The 7,414-nt window shown below is 44.5% G+C and carries 4 protein-coding genes and 3 tRNA genes; 6 read left to right on the plus strand and 1 reads right to left on the minus strand.

Annotation, left to right across the window (positions count from 1 at the left end):
• Positions 1 to 116: 116 nt before the first annotated feature.
• Both HMPREF2794_RS15455 and HMPREF2794_RS15460 read left to right on the plus strand, forming a co-directional pair.
• Positions 117 to 3,350: an efflux RND transporter permease subunit gene (locus tag HMPREF2794_RS15455; protein WP_083312104.1), complete on the plus strand. Its 3,234-nt coding sequence runs from the start codon at positions 117 to 119 to the stop codon at positions 3,348 to 3,350.
• A 22-nt stretch (positions 3,351 to 3,372) separates the two neighbouring features.
• The gene (locus HMPREF2794_RS15460; RefSeq protein WP_070751834.1) at positions 3,373 to 4,980 is read left to right on the plus strand and encodes a peroxiredoxin family protein; all 1,608 of its coding nucleotides are present in this window, start codon (positions 3,373 to 3,375) and stop codon (positions 4,978 to 4,980) included.
• A gap of 101 nt (positions 4,981 to 5,081) precedes the next feature.
• On the opposite strand, the gene HMPREF2794_RS15465 is transcribed toward HMPREF2794_RS15460, so the two are convergent.
• Positions 5,082 to 5,636 carry an NAD(P)H-dependent oxidoreductase gene (locus tag HMPREF2794_RS15465; RefSeq protein WP_070751835.1) on the minus strand — a complete coding sequence of 185 codons (555 nt, stop codon included), beginning with the start codon at positions 5,634 to 5,636 and terminating at the stop codon, positions 5,082 to 5,084.
• A 176-nt stretch (positions 5,637 to 5,812) separates the two neighbouring features.
• Here HMPREF2794_RS15465 and nspC point away from each other — a divergent pair, with 176 nt between their 5' ends.
• The 4 genes from nspC to HMPREF2794_RS15485 all read left to right on the plus strand — a co-directional run bounded on the left by nspC (position 5,813) and on the right by HMPREF2794_RS15485 (position 7,365).
• Positions 5,813 to 6,952 carry a carboxynorspermidine decarboxylase gene (gene nspC, locus HMPREF2794_RS15470; RefSeq protein WP_070751836.1) on the plus strand — a complete coding sequence of 380 codons (1,140 nt, stop codon included), beginning with the start codon at positions 5,813 to 5,815 and terminating at the stop codon, positions 6,950 to 6,952.
• A gap of 118 nt (positions 6,953 to 7,070) precedes the next feature.
• A tRNA-Gly gene (locus HMPREF2794_RS15475) sits at positions 7,071 to 7,143 on the plus strand.
• A 34-nt stretch (positions 7,144 to 7,177) separates the two neighbouring features.
• Positions 7,178 to 7,259, plus strand: a tRNA-Leu gene (locus HMPREF2794_RS15480).
• A gap of 22 nt (positions 7,260 to 7,281) precedes the next feature.
• A tRNA-Leu gene (locus HMPREF2794_RS15485) sits at positions 7,282 to 7,365 on the plus strand.
• The last annotated feature ends 49 nt before the right edge of the window (positions 7,366 to 7,414 follow it).

Below are 7,414 nucleotides of genomic sequence, written 5' to 3' on the forward strand. Positions count from 1 at the left end.
AGTCCCCGTAGGGGGAGGTGGTAGGTAAACACTGCTAAATAATAATAGAGATAGGCGCACCTACCACGCGGATTGTACAGCTTGCGAGAGTTAAATTATATATATAATAATTGATAGTGGAAAAAATAAATTCTCCAATAAAGAAGTCATCAAAAGCTTCTGCTTTTACGCTCATTGTCGCTTTTATCAGTGTGGCGTTAGTCGGGCTGGCACTTGTCCCATTGTTGCCGGTAAAACTGAATCCGTCACGGACCTTACCCGGATTTTCGGTGTGGTTTAGCATGGGAGGGACTTCGGCACGTGTTGTAGAGATGACGGCTACCAGCAAACTGGAGGCGATGCTTGCCCGCGTCAAGGGAATACAAAGTATATCTTCGACTTCCGGCAATGGTTGGGGAAGCATCAATGTGAGTCTGGACAAACATGCTGATGCGGCTGTTGCACGTTTTGAGGCTTCTACTATCATCCGTCAGACATGGCCGGAACTGCCTGCCGGAGTTAGCTACCCGTATATTCAGATGGCAAGTCCCGGGCAGGCAAGTCAGGGGCCTTTTGTCGCATTTACAATTAATGCGCCTGCTACTCCCAGTCTGATTCAGCAGTATGCGGAAGAACACATAAAGACACGTTTGGCACAGCTTCCGGGTATCTATAAGATAAATATCAGCGGAGCTACTCCGATGGAATGGCGGCTGGAGTATGATTATGAGCAATTGCGTGCATTGGGGGTGAGCACGGATGAGATTAGTCAGGCAGTTGGTTTGCATTATCAGAAAGAGTTCTTGGGAACTTATGATGTGGAACAGGCGGTTTCGGGTAAAGAGTGGATTCGGCTGGTACTGATGCCTGAACATGATAACCGCGAATTTGATGCCGCGCAGATACAGGTAAAAGTCAAGGACGGGAGAATCATTTGTCTGGATGAACTGGTGAAGGTTGTCCGCATGGAGGAGCAGCCCCAGAGTTATTACCGGATCAACGGATTGAATTCGATTTATTTGTCTGTTGTCGCGGAGGAGACAGCCAATCAGCTGGAATTGAGCCGGGCGGTACAGGCATGTATGAATGATATCAGGCTGTCACTTCCGGCAGGATATGAGATACATACGAGTTACGATACCACAGAGTTTATACATGATGAACTGAACAAGATTTATTTGCGTACAGGAGTGACAGTGGCTATTTTGCTCCTGTTTGTATTACTGATTACTTTCAGTCCTAAATATCTGTTTCTGATTGTTACCAGCCTGACTGTGAATATGGCGATAGCCGTAATCTTTTACTATGTCTTCGGGCTGGAAATGCAGCTATACTCTCTGGCGGGTATTACGGTTTCGCTAAATCTGGTGATTGACAATACGATTGTGATGAGTGACCATTATCTCCGGTGTAGAAACCGGAAGGCATTTATGTCTGTATTGGCAGCTACGCTGACAACAATGGGGGCATTGGTCATCATTTTCTTTCTGGACGAAAGGATTCGTCTGAATTTGCAGGATTTTGCTGCGGTGGTGATGATTAATCTGGGAGTATCCCTGTTGGTCGCTTTGTTTTTTGTGCCTTCTATGATTGATAAAATCGGACTCAAGCGGCGTAAGAAATCCTCTTTGGCCGTAGCTAAAAGAAGGTGGAGGATGGGGAATACCCGTTTCTTTGCGTGGATACGTCCGAAGATGCGGCGGATGCCGGTTTACTTCAGCCGTTCATACAGATGGCTGATACTGCGGCTTTGTCGTTGGAGAGTGGCGGTTTGTGTATTGCTGTTGCTGGCATTCGGATTGCCCGTGTTTCTATTGCCGGAGAAGATGGAAGGGGATGATAAGTGGGTGGAGATTTACAATAAGACACTGGGCACTCCCACCTATAAGGAAAAGGTGAAACCGATAGTGGATAAAGCGTTGGGAGGAAGCCTGAGATTGTTTGTGCAAAAGGTATATGAGGGCAGCTACTTTACCCGGAATGAGGAGGTAGTGCTTTATGCCAACGCCAACTTGCCGAACGGCAGTACGCTTGAACAGATGAACACGCTAATTAAACGGATGGAAACTTATCTGAGCGGGTTCAAAGAGATCAAGCAGTTTCAGACATCGGTGGAAAGTGCCCGCCGGGCATCTATCAGCATCCATTTCACCAAGGAAAATCAGAAAAGCGGGTTTCCGTATACGCTGAAAGCTAACATGATCAGCAAGGCACTCCAACTGGGAGGAGGAGACTGGAGTATCTATGGATTGCAGGATCAGGGATTCAGTAACAATGTGCGCGAGAATGCGGGATCATTCCGGGTGAAAATGTACGGATATAATTATGATGAACTTTATAGCTGGGCTACCAAACTGAAAGAGGTATTGTTGTCTCATCGTCGTATCAGGGAGGTGACGATCGGCTCCAATTTCTCGTGGTGGAAGGATGATTATCAGGAATTTTATTTTGATTTGGATAAACGACGGATGATTGGAGCAGGGGTCGGAGCCGGAGAACTCTTTGCAGCCATCCGACCGATATATGGACGGAATCAGGAGATTGGTTCTGTGGTCACTGAAGACGGCACGGAAAGAATCAAACTCTCTTCCCGGCAATCGGGGCAACGGGATATATGGGCTATGCAGTATGATCCTTTCAGTGTAGGCGAAAAAGAGTATAAACTGGCAGAACTGGCTAAAGTGGAGAAGGGACAGATGCCACAGGAAGTGGCAAAGGAGAATCAGCAATATCGTCTGTGCCTGCAATATGAGTATATCGGTGCGTCGGAACAGGGACATAAGTTGCTGAAAAAAGACTTGGAAGGTTTTAATAAACTTCTCCCGCTGGGATATAAGGCGGAAGCGGAAAGTGATAACTGGTCATGGGGCGGGGGTGCCAACAAACAGTATCGTTTGCTCCTGATTGTGATTGCTATCATTTTCTTTATTACAAGTATTCTGTTCAATTCGTTGAAGCAGCCGTTAGCGATTATTTTCGTCATTCCGATATCTTATATCGGCGTATTTCTGACGTTCTACTGGTTCAAACTGAATTTTGACCAGGGCGGTTTCGCTTCGTTCATCTTGCTTTGCGGTATTACTGTGAATGCCAGTATTTATATTCTGAACGAGTATAATGCGATTCGTAAACGTTTTACCCGCCTTTCACCTCTCCGTGCTTATGTGAAGGCATGGAATACGAAAGTGATTCCTATTTTCCTGACAGTCGTTTCTACTATTTTAGGTTTTATCCCTTTCATGGTGGGAGCAGAAAAAGAAGGCTTCTGGTTTCCTTTGGCAGCAGGTACTATCGGAGGATTGGTGATGTCCGTGATCGGAGTGTTTGTTTTCTTGCCGGTGCTGACTTTAAAAAAACTCACAAAATTGTAAGATCTGATAAAACTATTGAAAGATGAAAAGCATATTATTAACGGTTGGGCTTGCCTTCATAGGCATGTATGCCACAGCACAGACGAGAGTCATTGATTATCCGGTAATGGGACAACGTACTACTGATGCATTGGAGTTTTATCAGGCGGAAGTTTCGGATACGGCAGTTATCCTTAGAGGAGATATGTATAGCCGCCCTAACTATTGGGTCCGGATAGCTTCTTCTTCTGTATTGAAAGGGAAAGAAACGGGAAAAGTCTACCGTTTGATACGTGCTACGGGGATCAAACTGGATCACGAAGAGTATATGCCCGAGTCTTGGAATCGCTCGTTTTCGTTGCAGTTCGAGCCGGTAGATAAACGGGACAGAATGGTTGATTATGATGAAATGATTCCGGAAGGGAATGGTTTTCGGGTAAATGATATTTGCTTGGAAAATAAGCAGATAAATAAGAAAATTCATTGCCGTATTGAAGGGACGGTAGCCAACTGTCCGGCATACAGCCGCTTGATGTTAATGCCGGAAGGAACCGATCCACGTGTGCAGGGATGGATTTCCATTCCGGTACGTGACGGGAAATTCTCGTATGACTTGTATACTGATAGGGAAGAACCCTATGAACTGTATGCCTGGAGTGATAACCTGCAGGGGGCTTGGTATCCGACTTCTTTCTTTTCAGAGAACGGGAAAATTGAAATTATCCTGCATTCGTCCCAGGCACCTGAAGTTTACTCGGACGCACCATTGACCAAAGAATTGCTCCGTTTCAAACAGGAAACTGATAAGCTATTCTTTGACTCACTTCGGGAAGAAAGGGAAAAATTAGAAAAAGAGAATAAAATATTGACTCCTGCAGCGCTTGCTTTGCAGGCAGAGGTAGAAAAAGCTCAGAATGAAGAGGAAAGGAAGGAAATCTTTCAAAAGATGCGCCAGTTAGATGATGACGGTAAGGCTTATACAGAAGATTATAAGGTATTGGAAAAAAAGAGTCAGGAAGTTAATGGCAAATACAAAAATTATGAAAAGGAATATATCCGGTCGAACCCTACAATCGTAGGATTGTATCTGTTGAAGCAACAAATCAGAAGGATGCATGACACTGAAGAAGCCTCTGATATCATGCATATATATAAGACAGGATATGCAGGCAAGTTTGCTGATAATCCTATGACGGACTATATGAAACTTTGGATTGCAAGCCGGGAAATAAAGCTGGGTGGCAAGTATATCGACTTTACAGCTCCTGATGCAGAAGGACTTCCTCATACATTATCCAAGGAAATAGAAGGAAAAGTGGCTTTGATTGATTTATGGGCTTCCTGGTGTGGCCCTTGTCGACGGTCGTCTATCAGCATGATTCCTGTTTATGAAGCTTATAAAGATAAAGGTTTTACTGTTGTCGGTGTTGCCCGTGAACGTCAGGCAGACGATATGGGAAAAGCTGTAGCCAAAGATAAATATCCCTGGCTGAATCTTATAGAATTGAATGACGCAGGAAAGATATGGGACAAATATGGAATCGGCAATGCCGGAGGAGGAACTTTCCTGGTTGATAAAGAAGGGAAAATTCTGCTTATCCAGCCAACAGCCGAGGAGGTAAAAGCCTGTTTGGATAAGTTATTGCAATAACATATAGAGGATAATATATCCTATTAGCAAAAACAAATTAGCTATTAGCTAATTTGTTTTTGCTAATAGCTAATTGAAATAAGCTATAGGGGAGATCTCATTTACCAGTTATTTCCTGCATTACTGCTGCCGATAAGCATTTCTATCCGTTGTTTATACTGATTAGCTCCTTCGGCGATGTTCTTTCCCGCATCTGCGGTTCCCATTCCATAAACAACAATAGGTGTTTGCCAGGACATCCCCGAATGAATGGCGCTCACTTGATAAGGGCGTAGAAGCTCGTCTGTTGTGAAGCGGTTCCTGCCTCCACTGCGGTATGCTTCGTATTCGGAACCTGTGGTGGTCACTATAGTCAATGGCTTTCCTGCTACTGCCGGGGTTTTGGAGAGAAAAGTAAAGACTTCGTCCTGCCATCTTTTGAGTAGTGACGGTGCAGCCATCCAATGAAAAGGAAATTGATAAATAAGTGCGGAAGCGTCGGAAATGATTTTGCTCCACTCATCGACATCAAAAGCAGCATCTTGCTGGTCGTAAAGATTGAATACCGCTACACCTTCGATGTCACTCACTGCGTCAATCAATGCTTTGTTTGCTTGTGATTCCTTCATGTTGGGATGCGCCAGGAGAATCACTACTTTTCTTAAATCTTTATTCATAATCAATCGGGTATTTAGGATAAAATAACTACTTATATGAAATAAAGGTCTAAAAATAAGAAAAAGTTCTCGAAATTCAATGTCTTAATTAAAAATAAAAGAATCTCTCTTTGCTTTTGAATTTGTATTTTTGCAGTCGCGTCCGTAAGGCGTGACTTTAGATAATAAATTTGTATATGATAGATTTTACCCAATTTCCTTCTCCTTGCTATATCATGGAAGAAGAGCTCTTGCGAAAGAACCTGTGTTTGATAAAAAGTGTGGCCGACAGGGCAGGAGTGGAGATTATTCTCGCTTTCAAGTCATTCGCCATGTGGCGCTCTTTCCCGATATTCCGCGAATATGTAGACCATTCTACGGCAAGTTCCGTGTATGAGGCACGTCTGGCATTGGAAGAATTCGGCAGTAAGGCACATACTTATTCGCCTGCATATACCGAGCAGGATTTTCCGGAGATCATGCGTTGCAGCAGCCATATCACCTTTAATTCGATGGCACAGTTCCATCGTTTCTATCCGATGACAGTAGCCGAAGGAAGCGGAATCTCCTGCGGTATCCGTGTGAATCCCGAATATTCGGAAGTAGAAACAGAACTTTATAATCCGTGTGCCCCCGGTACCCGTTTCGGTATTACTGCAGACTTATTGCCGGATACATTGCCACAGGGAATCGAAGGTTTCCATTGTCATTGCCACTGCGAATCATCTTCTTACGAATTGGAACGTACTTTGCTGCATCTGGAAGAGAAATTCTCCCGCTGGTTTCCGCAAATAAAATGGCTGAACCTGGGAGGCGGACACCTGATGACCCGAAAGGATTATGATACGGAGCATCTGATTAAACTGTTGCAGGACTTGAAAGTGCGATATCCCCATTTGCAGATCATTCTTGAACCCGGTTCGGCATTTACATGGCAGACAGGCGTCCTGACTTCGGAAGTAGTCGATATCGTTGAAAGCCGCGGCATCAAGACAGCCATTCTGAACGTCAGTTTCACTTGTCACATGCCCGACTGTCTGGAAATGCCTTATCAGCCTGCCGTTCGTGGTGCGGAAATGGGGAACGAAGGGGAGTTCATTTATCGTTTGGGAGGAAACTCCTGTTTGAGTGGTGACTATATGGGATGGTGGAGCTTCGATCATGAATTGCAAATCGGAGAAAGGATTGTGTTCGAAGATATGATTCATTATACCATGGTCAAGACAAATATGTTTAACGGAATACACCATCCGGCCATCGCTTTGTGGACAAAAGAAGGTAAAGCTGAAATATACAGGCAATTTTCTTACGAAGACTATCGAGACCGAATGAGTTGATTATCAAAACGATTGTTTGTTTGCGGAAACAAAGTGTGCAGATTCTTGTGAAAAAAAAATGCAGAATGTTTGCAGAATTACGGAAAATCCCTACCTTTGCAACCGCAAACGAAAAAATGCGGAAATAGCTCAGTTGGTAGAGCATAACCTTGCCAAGGTTAGGGTCGCGAGTTCGAGTCTCGTTTTCCGCTCATGTTTCTTTGAAATGTTGGAAATATAATCTTTGCCCAGGTGGCGGAATTGGTAGACGCGCACGTTTCAGGTGCGTGTGTCGAGAGGCATGCAGGTTCGAGTCCTGTTCTGGGCACAGAGATTAACTTTAAAGTTCTGGAGAGGTGGCGGAATTGGTAGACGCGCTACTTTGAGGGGGTAGTGACAGTTATGTCGTGGGAGTTCGAGTCTCCTTCTCTTCACAGTCATTAAAGTTATTTGCGGAAATAGCTCAGTTGGTAGAGCATAACC

The sequence above is a fragment of the Bacteroides sp. HMSC067B03 genome (assembly GCF_001811315.1).
Classification (GTDB): domain Bacteria; phylum Bacteroidota; class Bacteroidia; order Bacteroidales; family Bacteroidaceae; genus Bacteroides; species Bacteroides faecis.

Excerpts from the sequence above, each read along its gene's own strand:
- HMPREF2794_RS15460 (WP_070751834.1), top strand. The coding sequence starts at position 3,373 with ATGAAAAGCATATTATTAACGGTTGGGCTTGCCTTCATAGGCATGTAT.
- HMPREF2794_RS15465 (WP_070751835.1), bottom strand. The coding sequence starts at position 5,636 with ATGAATAAAGATTTAAGAAAAGTAGTGATTCTCCTGGCGCATCCCAAC.
- nspC (WP_070751836.1), top strand. The coding sequence starts at position 5,813 with ATGATAGATTTTACCCAATTTCCTTCTCCTTGCTATATCATGGAAGAA.